Origin of the sequence: Bacteroides sp. ET489, assembly GCF_030518095.1 — a bacterium.
In the GTDB taxonomy this organism is placed as follows: domain Bacteria; phylum Bacteroidota; class Bacteroidia; order Bacteroidales; family Bacteroidaceae; genus Bacteroides; species Bacteroides ndongoniae.
This window is the reverse complement of sequence record NZ_JAULLJ010000044.1, coordinates 1-23168: the sequence shown is the minus strand read 5'-3', so window position 1 is coordinate 23168 and position 23168 is coordinate 1. Positions and strand designations below refer to the sequence as shown.

Here is a 23168-nt window from a genome sequence, read left to right as displayed (position 1 = left end):
TATCGGTAAAAATTTACCGAAGTATTGATAAATGGAGTTATTAATAAAAACAAAAACATGATTATGGAGTTGAAAACAAAAAAAATGTCATTTTTTTTATTAATGTCGCAATATATGATTCTAGGAAGATAAATTAATGGTAATGGGTTAAAAATAAATATTAACCAATTTGAGTTCACTGTTGGATGAGATGAAATGAAAAATAGAAACGTAATTATACATCCTATTCCACCTTGTAAGCCATATAATATAATATCCCAAAAGTAAAATCTTTTTTGTTGTTTTATTTGCAGATAAGCTATAAGTATATTTAGTAATAAAAAAATAGAGAATACTGATAATGGAGTAATTTGAGTCTTAAATTCTATACTTCTTCCACTTTTAATTTTTATTTCTTGATTAACTAATGGACGTAAAACACTATCTTTATCTAATATATGTGAACTATTCATGAGATCACGTAAATAGAAAGGTGCAAATATTTGTTTCCTGTATTCAATGGGGTCATCAGATTCAGCACCTAAACATAAATCAATACCTAATTCCGCCCAAGGAGAGGGCTTAGTAAATTCATGTATAATACTTCTAAATGAGATATTGTTCTTTGAGCTTTGAGGAGTAATTACTTCTCCTTGTACACATTTCTCTATTTGTTCAAATGCGCATGTGGAACAATTGTTGTAAAAATAATTATAACGAAAATATCTATTTTCAGGTAGAAAGTTTTTTTCAAGTGATTTCACTAAAATATATTTTTCATTTTTTTGTTAAATTAAGTTCTTGGCTATATATAGATGATCCTCTTGATAGGTATTCATTTTCAAATTCATGATAAGTTGTAATTCCTAATTGATAATCTGTATCTCCTTTAATAAAACGATAAATAAAGTTTGGGGTATCAAAATCAAACACTCCATAATTAAAAACTATATCTATATTACGAGTTAGATTTTGGTATCGTAATCCGTTATGCCCAAACAAGGTGTAGATTTTATTTCCTGGTGAACATGTCAGTAAACTAATGAGTATACTGTCTTGATGTTGTGCTGAAACCTTATAAGGGAATATTATAAATAATGCTACTAAGTAAAATAGTACTTTATTTATGGTAGATAACATATAGATTATATGTTTGATTAATAATTAGAAACATAATGTTCTTTGAATAGCTTCATTTATAGTTGTCAAAAAGAAAATAATCCAATTTTCAAATATACCTGTTTCATGTGTGTATTGAAGCTCTGAATAATAATGATTCCTTTGTTCCCAAAGGATCTCTGACCATTTCAATACAGGCTTTTTAATTATTCCATTCTCAATAAGATAGAGTGTATTTAGTAATCTTCCAACTCTTCCATTGGCATCTATAAATGGATGAATTGTTTCAAATTGATAGTGTATTAAAGCTGCGCGTATAAATACATTTTCTGTTCTGTTATAATTAATAAAATGTTCAAGTTCAGAAAAAGCTTCAATCATATCTTCATAAATAGGGGGTATAAACAATGCATCCTTTAAGATACATCCTTTTTTACCTATCCAGATAGGAGAAGTGCGGAAATCTCCAGGGTATTTCTTATTATATTTTTCATTGTTACATATTAGATAATGTGCATTTTTCAACATACGGGCACTTAAAGGTAATTCTTCTTTGACTTGAAGCACATAATGAATGGCTTGAAGAAGATTTTTAGTATCTTCTTCAAGTTCGGATGTCGTATTTATTGCAAATTCAAAAGGTAACAGTAAACCATCTAAAGCCAATTTACAAGAGTATTCAGCCTCTTGTTTTATAAGTTGCTGAATCTGCTTTTCTGATAGTCCATCAGAATAAGTATTTAAATTATATATTGCCTTTTCTACATTTCGAATAAGATTATCTATCTTTTCGGTATGAATTATCTGTATGTCTGAAAGTGGTGTTGGAAGAAACGATTTGAAAGCCATTTCTCCCGATAAATTATTACGGTACATTTTTATGGTAAGTATTTTAACTAGTTTGTTTTACTACTTCTTGGGCAAAGTTTATTAATTCAGTAGCAGCTTGGGTACGAAGAAAACGTGCATCTAAAGCTGTTGGTCCAAGTCGGAAGCGGTCGAGAGCATCTGCATCTTTAAATATCTGATAAACTTGAATCACTTGCTCTGTCTTTTTTATACAGGTTTTTCTTATGGCTTCTTTACCATAATTGTCATCATAATCATGATATTTCATTATCAGATAAGCAGTATCCAAGTAAGTGATATTTGTATTTTCATCACAAAACTTCAAGTAATAAGCTGCAGCCCGTGCTCCATGTCCTACATCTAACCAGTCATCTAATCTTTTCGTATCATGAAAGATAGCTGCATGAGCCAATGCTGTCAGTTCATCACGAGTATTGTCTAATATTTGATTGCCGATAAGTAAAGCGTATAGTAAAACTCTTTCTGCATGTTCTTTAGTATGTATATCTGATCCTGTCAGATTAAAGGAAATATTTTTTTCTAAGTAATTCCTCCAATACATGAATGGTTCCTTAATATTATCTGGAAGAGTTTTAATTATTTTTTCTGGTATTTTCATTTCAGTACTGCTAATTTATGAAGAGTTTGTGCAATATCTCCTTCTAGTCCTATAGATTTATGCATAATCTCTTCTGGTATATATATTTCATGAGGAAGATTAAGTGTAATATATGTTGCTTGAGGTTCTTGTGCTGCTAATTGCATTAGCGGCATTTTTATCAAGCGGTTACGGCTACCTATTCCTAGTTCCAGAATAACTATACGCTTGTTGTGATACTTGTTGAGAAAGGCATTTGTTTCTTTATTCTTGTTTTGTATTGGACGCTTCAATAACATATCTTCAAATGTACCCTCTAATTCGAATACATTATCAGAGGCAAAACCAGAAAGCTCTAGATGTGTGTCTGCATTTGAAGTTAAAATAAAGTAATCTTTATTATCTACAATGGACAACAAGTCTTTCATTACTTTCGAAGGTTTGTAATCTTTCACCCAATATTGTACTAGTCGTTTTAGAAATTTTTCTCTCATAGCCTCATTGGGATATTGGTAAAAACAGCCTTCGATAACATTGCGGATTCCGTACATTTGTTGGAAATCGCCAAACTGTATATGAAACATTTCGTTATCGGCAAAAATATGATATCCTTCAGCGATGGACAATCCGTTGCTTGCTCCGATTAGCAAAGCATCGGATTGTTTAATAGCTTGTATTGCTTGTTTTATTTTATCCATTTTATTTAATAGGTTTCCAATAAATGTAAGTTAAATAGTCTGTCTTTTCAGTGGAATAATGCCAATCACGGTATTCAGTTGCCAATGTGAATCCGTGAGTAGGATAATAGTTGTAATCACAAGATGTATCTGTCCATAAAAATATTCTTTTGAATTTATGTTTATGGAATTCTTTAGTAGCCGCATTTAAAAGTTCCTTTCCACATCCTTTCTTAATACTGACAAACAATGATAGCTTAACATCATCATCAGCCATTATTGCAAGTGTGTTTTGGTCAGCTTCATCCATATAATCATTCAACCTTATAAGCAACTCTTTCTCTTGTGGTGACATCATTTTGCATTGTGCGCTCACCCAATTGGACAAATCAACCGTTTTCCTTTTGCGGGTGCCAAATATTAGTCCTTTCATTCCTTCGTCGTCGAATATTTTAAACGATAAATCCTCATCGGTGAAATTATGACGGAGGATGCATTCAGCTATTTGCTGGACGTAATCATCTGTAAAGCCCTCGTAAAACCAATACCATGCCTGTTTTGCTAATTTTTTGGCTTCTACTATGTCTTCTTCTTTAAATCGCTCTATTTTCATCTGTTTCTTTTATTAAATTAATTTCAATAGTAACATCCAGATTTCTGCTGGTTACTTTAGCAATTATTTTCCCTTCTACTCTTGCTTTTGCAATGTCTAGCAGCGACAGCTATCCAAATGAAAGCCGTAATGATGTGGATGGTTGCATATAATTTTGAAGGCCATATCCAGTCTAATAACAGCACGCCTATCATTAAAGCAAAGAAGCCGGTTGTCCACTTGGTAAGAATAACCTCTTGCATATTGTTTCTTATCCTGCCCTTTAACCAAGCTTTGTACCATTTCCTATGATCAATACAATGCCATAAGCTTGTTACAAGAGTTATCACTCCTAACACAACGTGTACTTTCTTTAGCATACATTCTGGATGGGGCAGGGGTAATACGCCATACATTTTCAGAGCATAAATAACTCCTGTAATACTCAGAAGCCACAGCAGGACTTTTGTTGTTCTTATCATTCCTTTATTCATGATTTTTTCCGATTAATAAACTCTTGAGGGGTTGAACGCCTCCTTAGCGTCAAAACCTTTCATTCCAATGGTTGATTCGCCGAGCAGTTGCTTGAGTGTGATGGCGATGTCATCGCTGATGGCAAGACTTTTCTTTTTTATTTCTTTGGGGATGATAGCATGCTGTGGGTTCAGTGTAACATAAAATGCATTGGGCCACTGATAAACCATATTCATAAAAGGCTCTTTGATAAACATTGGTGTCATCATTCCTACTCCTAACTCTAAAAATAACGTATTGCGATGTGCATTAGAACGTAAAAATTCCATATATCGTTTCATTTCTTGACGATAGAATTCTCCCTGTAGAAAAGTGTACGAACGTACCCATGGAGCCAGTTCTGCACCACAATGTGGGCAGCGAGGAATCAGATTATCGGGCAGAGCATCATTTTCTATTTTTTCATATAGTTTAAAAGTCTCTTCTTTATTGTAATATATTTTGTCATGACATGGACGGCCACACTGCCAATAACGCCAGTCTCCTTGTATGCGTGTAATTCTTTCTTCAGGAAATACACGATAGAATTGTGCGTCTTGATTTGTTGTGGCAATATAATAATTCTTGCCATTTAAAAGTTTGGCTAAATCAATATAAGTTTCTCCTGTTTGGCATTCATACACGTATTTAATGGTACGTAACATCAATGCCCATTGTTCTCCTCTGGATGGACGTTGGTCGTAAAATAGATCAAACATGTTGTGGCGGTTATATTTTTTTGCCAATGAGCCTGCCAATGATTTAAAAACGTCATCTTCCTGATAATAAAAAATGAATCCGGAAGCAGCAGACATCCCTGATGCACCTCCAACAACTATAGAATCTGCTTGCTCAATTTTTTCTTTCAATAAATTAATGTCTTCTTGTAATACCATATTTGATAAGTTTTATTATTCGATTACAAAGGTATGTGAGACAAGTTTGATACATCCTACCAAATAAAAATCAAAATATACCAATTTGATAATTTGGACTAATATTAGAGCTTTAGTAAAACTACTATTATTTAACTTTGTAGTTATCAAATTGGTCTTATCTGATACTATATTGGTAGGAAATATCTATTGGAATTTTCCGTTATTTGCACCTATTAAAAGATTGAATTATGAGTTTAAATGTAGGTTCATATAAATTTTTAGCGGAATCTTCTCAAATGGATTTTGCCGGTAGATTAATGCTTAACCATTTAGGTAATCAACTTCTAAATGCTGCGGGAATTCACGCTGAAGAATGTGGATTTGGAATGAATTTTCTCAATAAGAATCATTATACGTGGGTTTTATCTCGTCTTGCATTAGAATGTAGCGAGTATCCTACACAAAATGAATGGTTTTATATCGACACTTGGTTGGAAAACGTAATGAATTTTTTTTCAAAAAGAAATTTTATCATTCGGAATATGAATGGAAAAATTATCGGATATGCAAGAAGTGTTTGGTCTATGATTGATATGAGTTCACGTAATCCCGTTAATTTAGCAAACTTGGGTGATGGTATAATCTATGATTATCTTGCTGCCGAACAAGAATGTCCGATAGATGGTCCGAGCAAGATAAATATCAAAGCCAAAACTCCAGTTCAGAGTTCGTCTGTACAATATACCGATGTAGATATTAACGGACATTGCAATTCAATGCATTATATTGAACGTATGCTAAATCTTATTTCTATAGATTTACTTAAAACTAGAAGAATCAAACGTTTTGAAATATCATATCATTCCGAAGCTCTTTATGGGGATTTACTTGACAATTATTATGAACTAGATATTTCTGACAATAAACATTTGTTTGAAATCAGAAAGCACTTGACAAATGAAGTAACATGTAAGGCTAAATTTTTTTTCGGAGAAATAGAATAGTAACTAATATTGATTATTTTTTAATATTGTATTATACTGATATTTACATTAAAAAAGTAAAAAGAAAATGAGTTTATGTATCAAATCACTAATTAAAAACATGAACCTTGTAATTGGTTGTACTATTGGATGCAACTATTGTTATGCAAGAAATAACTGCAAGCGGTTTCACATGACTGATGACTTCTCTGTCCCTCAATATATGAATCGTAAATTGTATCTGATGGATAATCCTAAATCACACGTTTGGCTACTTACCGGTATGAGTGACTTCTCTGATTGGGAAACAGCCTGGAAAGAAGAAATATTTGAACGTATAGCGATGAATCCTCAACATGCGTATATCTTTTTGACGAAGCGTCCTGAACGAATCGACTTTCAAACTGACGATGAAAACGTATGGATGGGAGTTACTGTGACTAGGGCTTCCGAGAAGAAACGGCTGAAGGAATTAAAAGCTCACATTCGCTCTAAACATTATCATGCTACTTTTGAACCTCTCTTTGAGGATGTGGGTGAGATAGATTTGGAGGGTTACGAATGGATTGTTATAGGAACGGAAACAGGCAAAAGGAAAGGGAAAGTAGATGCCAATCCAGAGTGGGTACTTCATATTGTAGAACAGGCGAAAAGAAATCACATTCCAGTATTTATGAAAGAAGACCTTTTGCCTATCATGGGAGAAGACCGAATGATTCAAGAGCTACCAGAACAATTTATAGAAAAAATATGGAAAAGGAAATAATCAGAGAAATAGATGTACAGAGTGTCATGACCAAATCTTCGCTGCCGGTCGGCGGGTATTCGGTCAATCCCTACGTAGGCTGTCCACATGCCTGCAAATATTGCTACGCCTCGTTCATGAAACGTTTCACTGGACATACCGAACCGTGGGGAGCATTCCTGGACGTGAAGAATTGGAAACCGATAACGAATCCACACAAATATGATGGCGAGCGTATTGTGATAGGTTCTGTGACGGATGGTTACAATCCGTATGAAGAATCTTTCCGTCGTACGCGTAAATTGCTCGAAGAACTACATGGAAGTAATGCCGAGATTATGGTTTGTACGAAGTCCGACCTCGTCCTGCGTGACCTCGATCTATTGAAAGGTTTTCCTAAAGTAACGGTATCGTGGTCGGTCAATACGCTTGATGAGCGGTTCCGCATGGATATGGACAATGCCGTGAGCATAGAACGTCGCCTGAAAGCGATGCGTCAAGTCTATGAGGCAGGCATCCGTACCGTATGTTTCGTTTCACCCATATTTCCGGGAATAACCGATGTGAAGGCGATTATTGGGGAGGTGAAAAATTATGCCGATTTGATATGGCTTGAAAATCTGAACCTGCGTGGACAATTCAAAGGAGGAATAATGACGTATATTCGTGAGAAACATCCCGAACTCTTTCCGTTGTACGAAGAGATATACAACAAGAAAAAACTTGATTACTGGCAGGCTTTGGAACAGGACATATCCCAGTATGCACAAACACAAGGCTTTCCCTATCGGGTGAACGATTTGCCTTACGGACGCTCCGAAAAAGGCAAACCTGTCATCGTGAACTATTTCTATCATGAGAAAATCAGGCTCAAAAACAAAGGGTGAATGCCGTAAAAGGATAATGGATATGGTCAAAGATGAGCCCGGACCTGATGATATCTCACATCAGGTATGAACAAAAATCCGCGATAAGGACAACCCACGCCGATTGACATTGTCGCCAACAATGACAGTGGTTTATTGGGGATACGAGTGTTGACATCACTGTGCTCAAATTTATTAGCACCGATTGATTGTTTCGTCACCCAATGATGACGCTTATCCTGACAGATTGGTGCTATCATAGCTGTTTCCGGATCTTATCGGAACGCATTAGAATTATCAACAAGTTATAAGTACCACTATTCTTCCCGATTTATTTCGGTGAGGAACTCACTAATCGTCTGCCCTGTCATCTGTTTGAAGAAACGCATCAGATGGTTGGGCTCAGAAAAATGTAAACGGAAAGCGATTTCCTTGACGGAAAGATTGGAGAAAAGCAAGTCGTTCTTTACCTCTTGCAAAAGACGTTGTTTCAGCAGATGCACTGCCGACAGACCGAACTCACGCATCACGGCCTTGTTGAGCGACACCCGGCTGATGCCCATCATCTCGGCATAGTCTGCCACACGCGTCTTGTTGCAGATGTTCTTTTCCAAGAGTTGCTTGTACTGATAGGCGTAATTGTTCAGCGGCAGGGCAAACGGCAAATGGAAGCGGCGGGCATAAACGCGGTTGAGCAATAGGAGGAATTGGTAGAGGTAGGCCACAATCAGATGATAGCTGTCGGCTATCGGCTCACGTAGTTCCTTTTTCATGTTCCCAAGCAGATTGAGCAACGGGCGGACTTCTTCCTCTGTCAGATCAAACCATGTGGGATAATCGTGTTGGTAGCAATAGAGCAGGCGGTACATGAAATACTTGTCGGACAAGAACTGGTTCACGAATTCCTCCTGAAACACCAGGAACGTATATTCCAGTTTATCTATCTCCACGTGCCACTCCTGCAGTTGAAAAGGTGAGATGACGAGCAACATATCGGGATGTAAGTCTATCCGTTCGCCTGCCAGAAAAAGATATCCCTCTGCCTTGCGGAAGAAATAGAATTCGAAGAAATCAGTCCTGTACCGTTTGTCCGTATCGAACCAGCCACGTTTTTCCATGCTTTCAGCCGTATTCAGCAGAAAGTCCACGCCACACGAACTTTTGGAATATTTCAACAAAGAGATATGCTCTGCCGTATTGCTGTTATATATGCCGTAGGTGTCTTTACTTCTCATTTTATAGCTTTTTGATACAAAGGTAATTCCCTTTTTCAAAAAAGAGACAGAATTGTCGGTAAAAAGAAGGTATTATGCGCATTTTTGCAACCATGTTGCGTGGATTTGTTCTTATTTTTGTTTTTATTTTGAAGGAATATATTATATGGAAAAAGACATTATCTACATTAAAAATATGGTCTGTCGGCGGTGTATCCTGACTGTCTCAAATATTTTTAAGAAAAATGGCATCACTCCTGTAAACGTGGAGTTAGGGACGGTCATACTATCCGCACCACTCATAAAAGAAAAAGAAGCCATTATCCGCCACCAACTTGAGGAATATGGCTTTGAGGTGATTGACAACAAACGGGTGCGTGTTATTGAACAAGTCCGTGTTGGTGTAATTGAATTCGTCCGCCATCCAGAATATCAGGAGAAGATGAACCTGTCCGACTATCTGCAAGACAAATGCCACAAGGAATACAGTGCACTCAGTAAACTGTTTACCGAAATGAGGGGCATCACTATTGAGAAATATTACCTTGCACAGAAAATAGAACTGGTGAAAGAACTGCTCGTATATGATGAACTGAGTGTCAGTGAAATCGCAGACAAACTGCATTATTCGAGTGTAGCCCATTTGAGTACGCAATTCAAATCTCAAACGGGACTGTCACCCACCCAATTCAAAATGATGAAAGGGAATAAGTTGAAACCACTTGACGAGATATAAATCATATCCATAATAATGTAACAACCCGCTCTGATTTGCCTTTTACCTTTGCACATGAAAATTAAAGAATACTGATTTTATGAAAAAGTTTTTGATATGGATGGTTGTTACTTGCATAGGATGCGGAAATCTTTGGGCTGCGGACAGGACAGTCAAAGGATATGTACTTGACAAGGAAGGAACACCTCTTCCCGGCGCATATGTGTATGATGAAGACAAACATACAGCAGTGACAAACGAGGACGGATATTTCGAGTTATCCGTATCGGAAGAAATAAAACAATTGAGAGCTGCTTATGTAGGATTTAACGCACTGATTTATACAATGGAACGTCCTGATGATATACAGATTCTGGTGATGAGTCCGAGTACGGAACTGGAAGAGGTAGTCGTAACGGCAGGAGGCACCGGGACAATCAAGAACCGCAGCAATGTGCTGAATACAGAAAGCGTGACCTCGCAAGCCCTGACACGTGCCGCCTGCTGCAATCTTTCAGAGAGTTTCGAGACGAATCCTTCGGTGGATGTGGCCTACAGTGATGCCGTGACGGGAGCCAAACAAATCCAGCTTCTCGGATTGGCAGGTACATACGTGCAGATGCTTACGGAGAATTTTCCAAACCTACGTGGTGTGGCTTCCACATATGGGCTTGACTACATACCCGGACCGTGGATGCAGAGCATACAGGTTTCCAAAGGAGCTGCTTCGGTGAAGAACGGATACGAGTCCGTAACGGGGCAGATTGACGTGGAATACAAGAAGCCGAAAGTGGCGGATCCGCTGTTGGTCAATCTTTTCGCCAACAGTACGGGGCGTTACGAAGGAAATGCCGTGGGAGCCGTAGAGCTTAACGACCGTCTTTCCACTGCTTTATTCCTGAATTATTACAACGAGGAACGGACACACGACAAGAACAAGGATACGTTTCTGGATATGCCGGAAATGCAGTCGTTCAGCGTAATGAACCGTTGGCATTATCAAACACCCAGGTTTGTGTCGCAGTCGGGCATCAAAGTGCTCGCTGACCGCCGTACAAGCGGACAGACCTCCCACACGTTACATGATGATGAAAATTTCATTCCCTACACCATTAATAACGACGCCAACCGTGTAGAGCTTTTCTCGAAGAACGGATTTATCCTCAATCAAGACCGGAATGAAAGCGTGGCGGTTATTGTGTCAGGCTCGTACCACGACCAGCAATCAAACTATGCGGACAAGATATATAACGTATATGAATCGAATATCTACGCCTCCCTGCTTTATGAAAGCGAATTTGGTGACAGACACAAGCTGGCGGCAGGCTTGAACTACAACTGGGACAACTATTCGCAACGGGGCAATGTCATCGAACGCTACCGACCACAGGAACGTAACGTAAGCGAGAGTGTGGCGGGCGCATACGCCGAATACACGTGGACACCTGTGGAGAACTTCACGTGGATGTTGGGACTGCGCACAGATTACAGCATCTTACACCATTGGTTCGTCACTCCCCGTATGCACCTCAAATATGCTCCTGTCCATTGGCTTGATTTACGGGCTTCCGCCGGAAAAGGTTATCGCACCACCTTCATCTTTCCCGAAAACAGTTACCTGCTCGCAAGCAACCGAACGTGGCATATCGCCGACGACCTGAAGCAGGAAGAAGCATGGAATTATGGAATCAGCGCGTCTTTCCATATCCCAATAAAAAGTGAAGAACTGACCGTAAACGCAGAATGGTTCTATACGGATTTTCAGAATCAAGTAGTAATTGATATGGACAAGGATACACACGGCATCTATTTCTACAATCTGAATGGGAAATCCACTTCAAGTGTATTCCAGATAGATGTCACCTATCCACTGTTCCGTGGTTTTACCCTGCTGGGAGCCTATCGCTGGATGGACGTAAAGTGCACGTATGGCGATAGAACCCTGCGTAAGCCGCTCACCAGTCGTTACAAAGCGTTAGTTACGGCTTCCTATGAAACATCGTTGAAGAAATGGCAGTTCGACGTTACCGTTCAGTTCAATGGTGGAGGGCGTATGCCGGCACCCGATGCGGAACATCCGCTGTGGAACTACACCTTCCCCTCGTACACCCTGCTGAGCGCACAAGTCACACGCCGTTTCCGCCGATGGAACATTTATGTGGGTGGCGAGAACCTGACAAACTATAAGCAAAAGAATCCGATTGTATCGGCAGGAGACCCGTACAGCCCGGATTTTGACGCGACAATGGTATGGGGACCGACAATGGGATACAAGCTTTATGCGGGCATCCGTTACAATATTCCCAAAATGTAATCAAGTAAAACTAAAAAACAAATAGAAAACAATGAAAACAAAAACAATCTTGCTGACAGCCTTGCTTTTGCTGGGATTGTCATCTGGCGTTTCGGCAAAGGACGTGAAAGAAAACAAGAAAGCTGAAGTGACATTCCTCGTATCAATGACTTGCGAGAACTGCCAGAAACGCATCGAGGATAACATTTCCTTCGAGAAAGGGGTAACCGGACTTGATGTGAACCTCCCTCAAAAAACCGTTACCATTAAATACCGCAAGGACAAGACTACGCCCGACAAACTGAAAGTGGCCATCCGCAAACTGGGGTATACCGTGACACCGTTCCATAACACGAAAGACAATAAAAAAGAACCGTCAAAATAAATGGATGATGGATATTGTATAAATAGGAGCTTTGGATAAGATAATTTGAACCATTGGTAAAGCGAAAAACTTTGGACGGTGCTTAAGTTGTTCAGAAAGTACCGTCCGGTTTTATATTAAAGAAAGGACGAATATGAAATTGTCAGATTTACATACGGGTGAAAGCGGGATAATTGTTAAGATACATGGTCGTGGCAGTTTCCAAAAACGGATAACTGAAATGGGATTTGTATTCGGAAAACGGGTAAAAGTCATATTGAACGCGCCGTTGCAAGACCCGATAGAATATGAGATTATCGGTTACAAAATTTCGCTGCGGCGGGAAGAGGCGGACAACATCGAAGTCGTGAGTGAAAAAGAAGCCAAGAACTTTGTACATAAACAAAATCAGGAACTTTCTATTGATGCTTCTTACTGTGATGATGCGGAATTTCTTGAAAAAGAAATGGAACGTATGGTGGCAGAGCGGAAGCATTCGATACGGGTGGCATTGGTTGGCAATCCGAATTGTGGGAAAACATCATTGTTTAACATCGCTTCCGGCGCACACGAACATGTTGGGAACTATAGCGGTGTGACTGTAGATGCCAAGGAAGGGATATTCGAGTATGGCGGTTATCGGTTTACATTGGTGGATTTACCCGGCACGTATTCCATTTCGGCTTATAGTCCCGAAGAACTTTACGTACGTAAAAGCCTTGTAGAAGAAATCCCTGATATTGTTCTCAACGTTGTGGATAGTTCAAATTTGGAACGTAACCTTTACCTTACAACCCAGGTCATCGACATGGACTTGCGTGTAGTGATGGCCCTGAACATGTATGATGAATTTCGTAATCGGGGTGACAAACTGGACATAGAACGATTGGGACAGTTATTGGGTGTCCCGATTGTTCCAACCGTCAGTAAGACGGGGGAAGGAATAAAACACCTATTCGATACCATCATTCACGTATATGAAAAGAAGCAGCCCATATTGTGCAGGCACATCCACATTAATCATGGTGAAGAACTTGAAACAAGTATCCGGCGCATTCAATTGCTTATTCAGCGAAACGAAGGCATCCGTCATAAATATTCTACCCGTTTCCTTGCCATTAAGTATTTGGAAAGGGACAAGGACATCGAAAATGTAGTGGAAAGCCTTTCTTGCCGGGATGAAGTCATTGCAACCCGTTTTGAAGAACGGAAACGTATAGAAGGGTTACTGCATACTTCTATGGAAACTGTCATTGTGGATGCTAAATATGCATTTATCCAAGGCGCATTGAAAGAAACTTATACTCCCGCATTCTTGAAAGAACCATCTAAACGGAGCAAAACAGACAAGATTGATGCAATTGTCACTAACCGTTGGCTTGCATTCCCACTGTTTTTCTTTCTGCTCTATCTGATTTTTCAAGGTACATTTACTTTGGGCGAATACCCGATGAAATGGATCGAATGGCTCGTAGGACAATTCGGTGATTGGATTTCCATATACATGCCAGACGGAATATTAAAAGATTTGATAGTTGATGGCATTATCGGTGGCGTGGGTAGCGTATTGGTGTTCCTTCCCAACATAATGATACTTTACCTGTTCATTTCATTACTCGAAGATTCAGGCTATATGGCACGTGCCGCTTTCATTATGGATAAAATCATGCATCGTATCGGACTTCACGGAAAATCGTTTATTCCAATGATTATGGGATTCGGTTGCAATGTCCCGGCTGTTATGGCAACACGTACCATTGAGAGCCGGAGAAGCAGATTGATAACAATGTTTATCATTCCATTTATGTCATGCACAGGACGTTTGCCTTTATATATTCTGATGGCAGGCGTATTTTTTCCACGTTATGCCAGTTTGGTTTTGTTGGGGCTTTATGGGTTAGGCATCTTCGTGGCAGTTTGTTCTGCAAACATCATTGGACGGTTCATTAAGGAAGAAGACCAGCCTTTTGTAATGGAGCTTCCTCCTTACCGGATACCCACTGCAAAATCCGTTTTTCGCCATACATGGGAGAAAGGGAAACAATACCTGCACAAAATGAGCGGTATCATCTTGGTTTGTTCCATTATTATTTGGTTTTTAGGCTATTTCCCTCGTCATGACAGTTATACCAGTGCTGCCGAACAACAGGAGAATTCCTACATCGGATATATCGGTAAAGCCATAGAACCCATATTCAAACCTTTGGGATTCGACTGGAAAATGAGTACCGGTGTTTTATCCGGCATTGGAGCAAAAGAATTGGTAGTAAGCACACTTGGCGTTATGTACAGTGCAGAAAACGAAACTGATAATAATACCAATTTGCAGGAAGCCTTGCAAAAGAATGTAGCACCCGCCGCCGCACTTGCCTATATGGTATTCATATTACTTTATTTCCCCTGTATAGCCACCTTTGTTGCTATTAAACAGGAAAGCGGTAGTTGGAAATGGGCTGCATATTCCGCAATCTACACAATTTGCGTAGCTTGGGTAATTACGTTTATAGTGTACAGGTCAGTAATGTTTTTGATATAGTATTTGTTATCAAAATGGTAGTCATTCCTCTATTATTGGTAGTAGTTTAATGAAGATGCTGATTTATTTTTGCAAATAGAATTAAAACATTGATATAAAACGCATTAATTTATTAAGAACATTATGTACCATTGGAGTGTTTACGATGATACCATCGCTACTGAAAGCAGAAGTATCGGCATCTGGAATAGAATAACGAAAAAACAGATATTATTCTTTTTATCAGGGAATATGACGTAAATTTCTTTGTGATTCATAAAAATAACATTTAGTAGATTACAAAGATTAATTTCCTTGCAAATAAAAGACAATGAAGGCAGAAAAAATTCTGAAAAAACGTCTTTGCTGCTCAGTTGCAAGGATTTTACATTAACTGTTTATAAAATTGAAGATAAAAAATGAAGTTAGGAATTATTAGATGCCAACAGACAGAAGATTTTTGTCCGGGTAGTGGGTGTTTCAAAGCCGTAAATAAACGTAAAGGCGTTTTTGAAGGCTGCGATGAAGAAATTGAAGTGATCGGATTCATCACTTGCGGTGGATGCCCAGGTAAAAAATCCATATTACGTGCAAAGATGCTTATAGAACAAGGTGCTGACACAATCGCCTTTGCATCATGCATACAGAAAGGAACTCCTATCGGTTATCCATGTCCGTTCCATAAAAGAATGAAAACCTTATTGGAAACAAATCTACCTGAAAATATACGCATATTGGATTATACGCATGACGCACCTGTAAGGACGGATGTATAAGAATGATTGGCAGCATTCAAGATTATCTATGTGCTTGTTAGCCATTCTAAATATTAACAGCCTCTAAGAATTATTCCGTTCGTAGAGGCTATTTATGGTTTTGAGACTAATTTCATAATACTCTCAGGACAACTCCACAAACAATAGTTGTCAAAAGTGGCAGGCATTCTTGATTTGTTGGTAATATCCTGAAAGCGTAACATTTTTATTTTTCAAATAAATTAAAATGAGCATATATGAAATATTCGGATTTACTTAAAACATTATGGGTCGTATTTGCATTCGCTGCGTATCCTATTTATTTGAAAGCTGAAACATCGAATGATACGAGGAATAAAACGAACATTATTCTATTTATTGGTGATGGCATGAGCATTGCCCAATGGCAAACGGGTATGATTATGAGTGATACACCTCTTAATATTGAACGTATGAACTCTGTTGGCATAATGACAACAAATTCATCGACAGATTTCAATGGTGACGGTCCATCTCACGGGACAGCTATAGCTTCGGGTAGAAATACCCGTAAGGGAGCAGTCGGAATCAGTCCCGACGGGAAACCGTTAAAATCCATTGTCGAATATGCGTCAGAAAACGGGCTTGCAACAGGTATTGTATCAGCCAATACATTATTAGAAGGGAGTATAGCTCCGTTTGTTGCTCATGTTGAAAGCAGAATGCAAACGAGAAATATTGCGGAAGCTTATGTGAAACAAGCTCCAGATGTCTTTATCGGTGGAGGAATGAGTTATTTCCAAAACAGTGGGAATGACAGAAATTTACTCGATGAATTGAAAGGAAAGGGTTACAATATAATAAAAGGCATAGACGGAATAGGAAATACATGTGATGGGAAATTAGCAGTATTTACATCAGAATCAAGCATGCCGGACATTTTGCACGGACGTGGTAATACATTTACGGAATCGGTTCGCTCCGCGATAAATTTTCTAAGCCATTCCAACAAAGTTTTTTTTCTGTTGGTTGGCGATATGTTCATAGACAGGGCTTCTCATGCATGTAATACAGAATTAGTCGGATTGGAAACCATAGACCTTGATAGAGCCATAGGTATTGCTTTGGATTTTGCAGAAAAAGATGGAAATACCCTCGTGATAGTAGTCGGAGGTCCAGAGGCTTCGGGAATGGTTCTCACCGATGGTAACATGCAAAAGCATGAAGTCATAGCCAAATGGGCAATGCACGGAATGATACATACAGGGACTATGATTCCCATGTTTTCTTATGGACCCGGTTCTGAGTATCTTCAAGGTATCATCAAAAATACTGATTTGTTTTTCCATATCAAGAAATTATTGTTTAATGAATATATGTGATATACGAAATGATTAAAGCACTTTTTTTCGACATAGACGGGACACTGGTAAGTTTCAGTACCCATCTGATTCCGCAATCGGCAATCAAAGCCATTACAAAAGCCAAAGAAAAAGGCATCAAAATTTATATTTCGACAGGACGCCCTTTATCGTTGATAAATAACATTGACAGTATCAAGCACCTGATAGATGGGTATATCACGACCAATGGAGCATATTGCATTGTTAAGGGAGAGGTTATTTCCTGTAATCCTATACCAGAAAATGACGTATTAACTGTTATGCGGTTGGCAGATGAAATGAATTTTGCCTGTATGGTTGTTGGGGAAAACGACTTGGCTGTGTATAACAGTAATGATAAGGTGGATGTGATTTTTCGTCAAATGTTGAATGTCCAAAATCTAAAGGAAAATGTACCGATGGAACCCATATTGAAACAACGTATTCTACAACTGACTCCAATTATATCTGATGCAGAAGAAAGAATAATCATGCCACATCTTACGGGATGCATTTCCAGTCGTTGGTATCCAGACTTCATTGATATTACGGCCCAAAATGTGGATAAAGGATACGGTTTGTTGTCGATTGCTTGTCATCACGGTATTAAAATTGAAGAAACTATGGCTTTTGGTGATGGAGGAAATGACATTCCTATCATAAAGCGGGCAGGTATCGGTATAGCTATGGGCAATGCAAATCAAGATTTAAAAGAGGTAGCTGATTATATCACATCTTCAGTTGATGATAATGGAATTTACAATGCATTAAAGCATTTTATTATATAAGGATTATTATATATTATAGCTGGTGAAATGTGGATTTTTTTTACGAATAAAAATATTTTTAGGATATATACTAATTGTTGTTATAATATTCTCATTTTGGAAGGTGTTGTCATATAGTCGTTTGGAACTTCTAAAATTAGAGAATATAATAAATGAGACAGAATATGCCCGTAAAAATATTTATAAAGCTCATTTATATATTACTAAGTTAGTAACTTTAGGTGAATCTGTTTTAGCGTGGAATGAATCAGATTATAATAAATACCATCATCAACGTCTTAAAACAGATAGTGTTCTAATTGAAATAAAATCTAGTGGTGTAAATTCTTTACTTCCGGTTCAAATAGACTCTTTACGAGCATTGCTTGAAACGAAAGAGATGCACCTATTCCGAATAATGCAAGCTGTTCAATCTTGGGAGAAGTCCGACAGTATTCTTGCTAATGAACTACCTGTAATAGCTACACAGTCGGTTCGGATGAAGACAATAACACAGAAAAAGAAAGGAATTGCCGGGCTGTTTGGAAAGAAAGAGACGGTACAAGTTCCATATATTACAAATGAAATACAGGAATTTAATAAAAGATTTACTTCTGTTAGAGATTTGCAAAACAATCTGATGGAAGTGTATGCAGACAGTCTGCGTTTACAGAACAGGCTATTAAACCATAAGTTATATGATTTTGTTTCTTCTCTTGATAACCAAATACAGCAGTCATTTACAGAACAATATCAGAAAATAACGGAGACTATATGGAAATCTTTCCGACTGTTTGCAATAGTGATAAGTATTGTTATCGTTCTGTTTGTTATTTCTTTTTTCATTATACTATCTGATTTACGTAAGGAAGAAAAGATAAAAGTTAAACTACAGCAATCCGTTCAGGAAAATGAGGATTTGCTTGAAATGCGCAAAAGAATAATTCTGACTGTTTCTCATGATATACGTGGTCCTCTCGGTAATATTCATAACTGTGCTGATTTGGCTTCCCAAACACGGGAAAAAAAGAAACGCGAACCATATTTGGAGGATATACGCCATTCCTGTCATCATATCCTGCATTTGGTTAATGATCTGATGGATGCCTATCGGATCAATGAAGCCGGTGATTTGCGTAACGACACGCCATTTTATCTTGGCCATTTCTTGCAACGTATCTCAGAAGAGTTTTCCCGCAAGGCTGTTGCAAAGGCCTTATTTCTTCAATATGAACATCAAAATTCATCTTTTGTTGTAAAGGGCGATGCAGATAAACTGGAGCAAGTACTGGCCAATTTACTGACTAATGCCATCAAGTTTACTCCATCAGGAACCATAAGTTTGTATTCAAAATATTTGGAAGGAAAACTGCACATTGAAATCAAGGATACCGGTATCGGAATGGATGAGGAAACGCAGAAAAGAATATTTGTCCCCTTTGAGCGTGCCGCACAGAATGTCAATTCTGAGGGCTTTGGTTTAGGTCTTTTCCTGACAAAGGGACTGGTCAAAGTCCTGAATGGTATTATAACTGTGGAAAGCGCACCGGGAAAGGGAAGTATTTTCAGGCTTGAGATTCCTTTACCTGAAACGGATGAACTTGTGGAAGAGGACAAGCCTGATAGTGATTCGATAACTATTTTACCGAAGAATGTGCTTGTTGTGGATGATGATCCTATATTGTTAAAAATAGCGGAGGACATGCTTGGACGTAAGGGAGTTTCCTGCACAACCTGTAGGAATTTTCAGGAAGTCGTGGCTGCTCTTGGGAAATCGGATTATGATATGGTGCTGACAGATGTACAAATGCCAGATACCGACGGGTTTGCTCTGTTAAGATTGCTTCGAAATTCAGATATTGGAAATTCAAGAACCATTCCAGTTGCGGTTATGACTGCCCGAGGAGATGGTAACAGCGGAATCTATGAAAAAGAAGGATTTGCGGGTTGCATTCATAAGCCGTTCAACATCCATGCATTACTTACTTTTTTATCAACCATTATGTCTCAAATAAAAGTCTCTCAAACTGGAGATTTTGACTTTTCCTGCTTGTTGGATAGTACAGATGATTATGAACATATGATGTCTCTTGTTATCATGGAATCAAGAAAAGAAATTGAGGAACTTAAAACAGCCATAAAGACAACCAATCGTGAATCCATGAGAAAAACAATACATCGAATGATGCCTGTATGGGAGATACTAGGAAAAGAGCATATGTTGCATGATTTTCAAGAAAGGTTGCGCGATATGAATACTAGTGATGAAACTATTTGTGAGCAAGGCATTCAAATTATAGAGTGGATTGAAAAATTAATTAAAGAAGCAGAGAATGAGCTGAAGAAATATGAAAATACTGATAGTTGAAGACAATATGATACTCTGTGGCTTGATTGAAAAATGGCTGCAAAAGGCTGGTTATGATGTATTGACGGCTATAGATGAACCTGGCGCACGTTGTATCCTAAAAAGAAATGAAGTAAATATGGTATTAGGAGACGTACGTCTGCCAGAAGGTGACGGTATCAGCCTTCTGGAATGGATGATGCGTTCTAAGATGGAAGTTCCATTTATTGTCATGACAGATTATGCCTGTATCACGGATGCAGTCCGTGCTATCAAACTCGGCGCTAAGGATTATTTGCAAAAGCCTGTTCATCAAGAGCAACTGATAGAATTAGTGCATAGTATGCTTAAGCAGCCTGTTATTGTACGTAAAGAGCGTTCTTTTGTAGAACGTACCAGTGAAGCTGCCAGAAAAGCCGCTTCACTGGCTCGTCGTGTGGCACCTTCGGAACTTTCAGTCCTAATACTTGGTCCGAGCGGAAGCGGTAAGGAAGTGATAGCCCAGATGATACATCGTTATAGTGACAGACGTGAGAAGCCTTTTGTTGCCGTCAATTGTGGAAGCATACCTAACGATTTGCAGGCTTCTGAATTTTTCGGTGCAGTTAAAGGAGCTTTTACAGGAGCTGTTGCTGATAGGAAAGGACATTTTGAGACGGCCAATGGAGGAACCTTATTCCTGGATGAAGTCGGTAATATGCCGTATTCCATGCAGATTCTTCTTCTGCGTGTCCTTCAGGAAAAGGAGTTTAATCCGGTAGGAAGTGATAAAGTGAAACATACGGATGTACGTATTATTTCTGCTACCAATGAGGATATGAAAAAAGCGGTGGAGGAAGGTCGCTTTCGTGAGGATTTGTATTATCGCCTTGCAGAACTCGAAATTGTTCAACCGCCATTAAAAGATTGCAAAGACGATATTCTTCCGCTTGCCGAATTCTTCAGAAAAGAACATTCCGGTAGAATACGTGTCAAGAATGAGGGATTTACTGAAGAAGCGAAATCATGTATGTTGGGGTATGACTGGCCGGGTAATGTACGGGAATTGAACGCAAAAATCAAACGTGCAGTAATTGTTGCAGATAATGCATTATTGGATGTCTGTGATTTGGGACTGGAAAATGTAGATTGTAATGACAATCCGGATATTCGTATCATTCAGGAAAAGGAAAGGATACGAAATCTGCTTGATAAAAATCATGGTAATGTCAGCAAGACAGCAGCGGAACTCGGTTGCAGTCGTACAGCCCTGTATAAGAAAATGAAGAAACTTGATCTGAAGTAATCTTTATTCTTTAAGGCGGTATACCAGTCTGCATATATTGTTTCGGAATGTTTTGGACTCACGCAAAGTCCATTGTCCGAATTGAATTTTTCCGGTTATGTTTTTCCCGCTTTTGTATGATATTGGAAGCAAGTAAATGACCAGTTCATCTGCGAGTCGAAAGAGAAATACTCCACCGGCATATTCGGCACTTTTTTCGTCTTGTACTTTCATAAAGAAGGTACAGTTATTGTCTCGTCTCTCTTTTGCATCCATCAAATCAAGCATACCGTAATGCGGATACATGTTGAATGTAGCCCGCTCCTCCCAATAAGGGAAACCGTTCCGGTCTGTCCTGAGCCATTCCATCAGTTCCTCATTTTTATTCGGTAGAAATCCGTCCAATGTGACGGGCATAATAATCTGTATTTTTGCCATACCTCTATCTGTAAAAAAGCATGAAACCCATGTAGTTTCAGGTAGAGGCTCTGGTAAAGCCCAAACGATAACTTGCATGGGCTCACGCTATAGGGTATAGCATAAGCCTCACGCAATAGTCATCGTTTTTTGAAATTTACCAGATTCCTACCTGAGACTTCTTGCGACTTATGTATATAATCGACGGAAAACATCCCGTAATCCGCCGTTATGTTCTATTTCAAGTTCAAAGATAAGGAATGTTCCCTGAAAATCAAACTGATTCAGGATTTATTTGTCATTCTGTATCTATTCAGCTTTTCTTTTCTCATCTTCTGCACTTTCTATTCCCAGCCGTTCACATAGTTCCGGATCACTCTTGATACGTTCCATTTCATCGTTGATGATCGCCTGGGCATCCGCCTTTATCTGGTCATAATTACGCTGTATCTGCTGAAGCATGATGTCATTTCCTTCACTGTCCTTGAACGTGTTGATAACCGGGATTTTTTTATAAGCCTTTTCTTCCGCACTTACTTTGGCATGGTCCACGATAATTTCCGCATGGAAAATCTTCTGGTCTATTTTCTCACCGAAATTATCCGACACGGAACCAACAAACGTACCCTGTGATAGGTTGGAAATCTTTGATGCTGGAATCAGTGAATCAAGTTGGGTGTTAATCGATGTAGAGACATCCTGACGGTTGATAGATATGGACTGCCGTTTCTGTAAAATCTTACCGAAGCGTTCGGAAAGTGTCTTGGCCGTTTCACCGACTACCTGACCACTGAATATGTTGCCGACTGTATTTTGAATCACCTTGCTCTCCTTTTCACCGTAGTCACGATTAAGCTGGCTGAAGTCCTGAAATCCCAAACAGACCGCCACCTTGTTGGAACGTGCCGTTGCAATCAGGTTGTCCAGTCCTCGGAAATAGATGGTAGGAAGCTCGTCGATAATGACCGTACTTTTAAGCTGTCCTTTCTTGTTTATCAGTTTGACGATTCTGGAATTATACAGTCCGAGCGCAGCGGAATAGATGTTCTGTCTGTCCGGATTATTGCCCACACAAAGGATTTTAGGCTCCTTCGGATTATTGATGTCCAGAGAAAAATCATTACCTGTCATGACCCAGTACAGCTGTGGAGAAATCATTCTGGTAAGCGGAATTTTTGCGGAAGCTATCTGGCCCTGGAGCTGATCCTGAGCCCCACCTTTCCATGCATCCATGAAAGGAGAAAGGTAGTTCTCCAGTTCCGGATAGGAAGTCAGTATGGTAAACAAATCAGAGTAAGGTTTGTTCAACAGTTCCACGGCATGAGGGAAGCTGCAATAGATACCTTTTTTGTATATT

Annotated in this window: 23 protein-coding genes; 12 read left to right on the top strand and 11 right to left on the bottom strand. The window is 38.8% G+C overall.

What is annotated here, in order from left to right:
• The 8 genes from Q3C19_RS16220 to Q3C19_RS16185 form a co-directional block, all read right to left on the bottom strand.
• Positions 1-743: DUF4105 domain-containing protein (locus tag Q3C19_RS16220; protein WP_368045245.1), on the bottom strand; the 743-nt coding region annotated here is incomplete at its 3' end.
• A 13-nt stretch (positions 744-756) separates the two neighbouring features.
• The gene (locus Q3C19_RS16215) at positions 757-1119 is read right to left on the bottom strand and encodes a DUF4105 domain-containing protein (RefSeq protein ID WP_302730712.1); all 363 of its coding nucleotides are present in this window, start codon (positions 1117-1119) and stop codon (positions 757-759) included.
• 24 nt (positions 1120-1143) lie between these two features.
• Positions 1144-1974 carry a Fic family protein gene (locus Q3C19_RS16210; RefSeq protein ID WP_270677095.1) on the bottom strand — a complete coding sequence of 277 codons (831 nt, stop codon included), beginning with the start codon at positions 1972-1974 and terminating at the stop codon, positions 1144-1146.
• Positions 1975-1990: 16 nt separating this feature from the next.
• Positions 1991-2566, bottom strand: a complete 576-nt coding sequence (locus Q3C19_RS16205; RefSeq protein ID WP_117678366.1) for a hypothetical protein — start codon at positions 2564-2566, stop codon at positions 1991-1993.
• Positions 2563-3243: a hypothetical protein gene (locus Q3C19_RS16200; protein WP_118121672.1), complete on the bottom strand. Its 681-nt coding sequence runs from the start codon at positions 3241-3243 to the stop codon at positions 2563-2565. The genes Q3C19_RS16205 and Q3C19_RS16200 overlap by 4 nt, the downstream gene beginning before the upstream one ends.
• 1 nt (position 3244) lies before the next feature.
• Positions 3245-3835, bottom strand: coding sequence for a hypothetical protein (locus Q3C19_RS16195; RefSeq protein ID WP_302730706.1), 591 nt, complete (start codon positions 3833-3835; stop codon positions 3245-3247).
• A gap of 56 nt (positions 3836-3891) precedes the next feature.
• Positions 3892-4308: a hypothetical protein gene (locus tag Q3C19_RS16190; protein ID WP_117678369.1), complete on the bottom strand. Its 417-nt coding sequence runs from the start codon at positions 4306-4308 to the stop codon at positions 3892-3894.
• Positions 4309-4320: 12 nt separating this feature from the next.
• Entirely contained in the window at positions 4321-5223 is a 903-nt protein-coding gene (locus Q3C19_RS16185) for an NAD-dependent protein deacetylase (protein WP_302730704.1), read from the bottom strand.
• Positions 5224-5453: 230 nt separating this feature from the next.
• On the opposite strand from Q3C19_RS16185, the gene Q3C19_RS16180 reads away from it, so the two are divergent.
• From Q3C19_RS16180 to Q3C19_RS16170, 3 genes are all read left to right on the top strand, one after another.
• The gene (locus Q3C19_RS16180; protein ID WP_117678371.1) at positions 5454-6209 is read left to right on the top strand and encodes an acyl-[acyl-carrier-protein] thioesterase; all 756 of its coding nucleotides are present in this window, start codon (positions 5454-5456) and stop codon (positions 6207-6209) included.
• A 67-nt stretch (positions 6210-6276) separates the two neighbouring features.
• Entirely contained in the window at positions 6277-6954 is a 678-nt protein-coding gene (locus tag Q3C19_RS16175; RefSeq protein WP_302730701.1) for a radical SAM mobile pair protein A, read from the top strand.
• Complete coding sequence (locus Q3C19_RS16170) at positions 6939-7820, top strand: radical SAM mobile pair protein B (protein ID WP_302730699.1); 882 nt, start codon at positions 6939-6941, stop codon at positions 7818-7820. The genes Q3C19_RS16175 and Q3C19_RS16170 overlap by 16 nt, the downstream gene beginning before the upstream one ends.
• A 296-nt stretch (positions 7821-8116) precedes the next feature.
• Here Q3C19_RS16170 and Q3C19_RS16165 read toward each other — a convergent pair whose 3' ends face one another.
• On the bottom strand, positions 8117-9034 hold the full coding sequence (locus Q3C19_RS16165; protein ID WP_117678391.1) for an AraC family transcriptional regulator: 918 nt from the start codon (positions 9032-9034) through the stop codon (positions 8117-8119).
• A 145-nt stretch (positions 9035-9179) separates the two neighbouring features.
• On the opposite strand from Q3C19_RS16165, the gene Q3C19_RS16160 reads away from it, so the two are divergent.
• The 9 genes from Q3C19_RS16160 to Q3C19_RS16120 all read left to right on the top strand — a co-directional run bounded on the left by Q3C19_RS16160 (position 9180) and on the right by Q3C19_RS16120 (position 21415).
• Positions 9180-9749, top strand: coding sequence for an AraC family transcriptional regulator (locus tag Q3C19_RS16160; protein ID WP_302730696.1), 570 nt, complete (start codon positions 9180-9182; stop codon positions 9747-9749).
• Between the two features lie 79 nt (positions 9750-9828).
• Positions 9829-12042 carry a TonB-dependent receptor gene (locus Q3C19_RS16155; RefSeq protein WP_302730694.1) on the top strand — a complete coding sequence of 738 codons (2214 nt, stop codon included), beginning with the start codon at positions 9829-9831 and terminating at the stop codon, positions 12040-12042.
• Positions 12043-12073: 31 nt separating this feature from the next.
• Positions 12074-12406 (top strand): heavy-metal-associated domain-containing protein, encoded by a 333-nt coding sequence (locus tag Q3C19_RS16150; RefSeq protein ID WP_117678376.1) that lies wholly within the window; start codon positions 12074-12076, stop codon positions 12404-12406.
• A gap of 133 nt (positions 12407-12539) precedes the next feature.
• Positions 12540-14921, top strand: coding sequence for a ferrous iron transport protein B (gene feoB, locus Q3C19_RS16145; protein WP_302730692.1), 2382 nt, complete (start codon positions 12540-12542; stop codon positions 14919-14921).
• 398 nt (positions 14922-15319) lie between these two features.
• Entirely contained in the window at positions 15320-15676 is a 357-nt protein-coding gene (locus tag Q3C19_RS16140) for a CGGC domain-containing protein (RefSeq protein WP_117678393.1), read from the top strand.
• 236 nt (positions 15677-15912) lie between these two features.
• Positions 15913-17016, top strand: a complete 1104-nt coding sequence (locus tag Q3C19_RS16135; RefSeq protein ID WP_302730688.1) for an alkaline phosphatase — start codon at positions 15913-15915, stop codon at positions 17014-17016.
• 8 nt (positions 17017-17024) lie between these two features.
• Positions 17025-17804, top strand: a complete 780-nt coding sequence (locus Q3C19_RS16130) for a Cof-type HAD-IIB family hydrolase (protein ID WP_302730687.1) — start codon at positions 17025-17027, stop codon at positions 17802-17804.
• A 121-nt stretch (positions 17805-17925) separates the two neighbouring features.
• Positions 17926-20151, top strand: a complete 2226-nt coding sequence (locus Q3C19_RS16125) for a hybrid sensor histidine kinase/response regulator (RefSeq protein ID WP_302730686.1) — start codon at positions 17926-17928, stop codon at positions 20149-20151.
• A complete protein-coding gene (locus tag Q3C19_RS16120) occupies positions 20132-21415 on the top strand; it encodes a sigma-54 dependent transcriptional regulator (protein WP_302730684.1) in 1284 nt (427 codons plus the stop codon). Before Q3C19_RS16125 ends, Q3C19_RS16120 begins: the two co-directional genes overlap by 20 nt.
• Positions 21416-21418: 3 nt before the next feature.
• Here Q3C19_RS16120 and Q3C19_RS16115 read toward each other — a convergent pair whose 3' ends face one another.
• Positions 21419-21832 carry a hypothetical protein gene (locus Q3C19_RS16115; protein WP_302730714.1) on the bottom strand — a complete coding sequence of 138 codons (414 nt, stop codon included), beginning with the start codon at positions 21830-21832 and terminating at the stop codon, positions 21419-21421.
• Between the two features lie 288 nt (positions 21833-22120).
• Positions 22121-23168 (bottom strand): TraM recognition domain-containing protein (locus Q3C19_RS16110; RefSeq protein ID WP_302730682.1); only part of this gene is annotated, 1048 nt, incomplete at its 5' end.